We start from the raw sequence: 1,870 nt of genomic DNA on the forward strand, positions 1-1,870 counted from the left end.
CCGTCTACTTCAAGAACTGCACCGCCGCACGCGCCGCCGGCGCGGCCCCGGTCCGCATCGGAGACCCCGGGTACGCCCGCCACCTGGACCGCGACGGTGATGGGGTCGGTTGCGAATGACCCTCCGGCGGCCCGGCCCGGTGACTCCAGCGCCTCCTGGCCCGGCCGGGCTCGTCGCCACCGTCCCGCTGTCCTGACACTGACGGCTCCTCCGGTCCCTGGGCCTCAGAGGGCGGCGGGCCCGGTGACGTGGTCGAACACCAGGCTCGTCTGGGTGGTGGCCACGATGGGGTTCGAGGACAGGTGGTCGAGGACGAACTGGCGGATGTGCTCGGTGTCCCGCGCCGTGAGGTGGATCAGGAAGTCGTCCATCCCGGCGAGGAAGAAGTACTGCGTCACCTCCGGCACGGTCTTGAGTGTCTCGGCGAACGTCGCGATCTGCTGGCGAGCCCCGGGCCGCACGCGGACACTGATCAGCGCCTCGATGCCGCGCCCCAGCGCCTGGGGATCCACGTCGATGGTGAAGCGCCGGATCACCCCGGACTGCTGCAGGGCCTTCATCCGGGCCAGGCACGTGGAGGGGGCCACCCCGAGGGCCTCGCTCAGGGCCTGGTTGGTCATCCTCGCGTTGTCCCGCAGCAGCTCCAGCAGGCGCCGGTCCAGGTGATCCAGCTCACGATGGGGCCGCAGATCCTTCGACACTCCCGGGCCGGGACGGTTTCCGCCTTCGAACATTCCTCCAGTATTGCTCGATGTACCGAATCTTCTGCAGTCTTCCTGCACCGATTCCGTCCTTTCGGAAGAATATCTCTCCGAATCAACCGTTTCTTCGGAAGGCACCCCATGATCATCTCCGTTCCCCGCGAAGTGAAGAACAACGAGTACCGGGTCGCGATCACCGTGTCCGGCGTGCACGAGCTGACCACCCGAGGCCACCAGGTCCTGGTGGAGGCCGGGGCGGGCACCGGGTCCGGCATCACGGACGAGGCCTACCGCTCGGCCGGGGCGGTCATCATCGCCGATGCCGATGAGCTGTGGGCTCGGGCGGACATGGTCCTGAAGGTCAAGGAGCCGGTGGCCGCCGAGTACCGCCACTTCCGGCAGGGGCTGGTCCTGTTCACCTACCTGCACCTGGCCGCCGAGCCGGAGCTCACCCGGGCCCTCCTGGACGCCGGGGTGACGGCGATCGCCTACGAGACCGTGCAGACCGCGGACCGCCGCCTGCCGCTGCTGGCCCCCATGAGCGAGGTCGCAGGACGGCTGTCCGTGCAGGCCGGCGCCTCCGCCCTGGCCGCCCCGGCCGGGGGCAAGGGCGTCCTGCTGGGCGGTGTCCCCGGGGTCCGCCCGGCCAAGGTCGTGGTCCTGGGCGCCGGGATGGCCGGGACCAACGCCGCGGCCATGGCCGTGGGCATGGGCGCCGAGGTGACCCTCCTGGACATCAACGTGGACCGGCTCCGCCAGCTCGACGCCCAGTACGCCGGCCGCCTCAAGACGGTGGTCTCCAACGCCCTGGAGGTCGAGCGCGCGGTCGTGGACGCCGACCTGGTCATCGGCTCGGTCCTGATCCCCGGCGCCAAGGCCCCCAAGCTCGTCACCGAGGCCATGGTCGCCGCCATGAAGCCCGGCAGCGTGCTGGTGGACATCGCCGTGGACCAGGGCGGCTGCTTCGAGAACACCCGGCCCACCACCCATCAGGACCCCACCTTCCGGGTGCACGAGACCGTGTTCTACTGCGTGGCCAACATGCCCGGGGCAGTGCCGAGCACCTCCACCTACGCCCTGACCAACGTGACCCTGCCCTACGCCGTCGCCCTGGCCGACCTCGGCGTCGACGCCGCCCTGGCCGCCGACCCCGCCCTGGCCGCCGGCCT

General features: G+C 70.7%; 3 protein-coding genes. 2 read left to right on the forward strand and 1 reads right to left on the reverse strand.

Annotation, left to right across the window (positions count from 1 at the left end; translation table 11 throughout):
• Window positions 1-119 (forward strand): excalibur calcium-binding domain-containing protein (locus PLJ28_RS15795; protein ID WP_324590433.1); only part of this gene is annotated, 119 nt, incomplete at its 5' end.
• Window positions 120-224: 105 nt separating this feature from the next.
• On the opposite strand, the gene PLJ28_RS15800 is transcribed toward PLJ28_RS15795, so the two are convergent.
• Entirely contained in the window at window positions 225-734 is a 510-nt protein-coding gene (locus tag PLJ28_RS15800; RefSeq protein WP_324590431.1) for an Lrp/AsnC family transcriptional regulator, read from the reverse strand.
• A 108-nt stretch (window positions 735-842) separates the two neighbouring features.
• Between PLJ28_RS15800 and ald the strand changes: the two genes are divergently transcribed.
• The coding region (gene ald, locus PLJ28_RS15805; protein ID WP_324590432.1) for an alanine dehydrogenase at window positions 843-1,870 on the forward strand (1,028 nt) is incomplete at its 3' end.

Origin of the sequence: Citricoccus sp., from assembly GCF_035445025.1 — a bacterium.
Lineage (GTDB): Bacteria > Actinomycetota > Actinomycetes > Actinomycetales > Micrococcaceae > Citricoccus.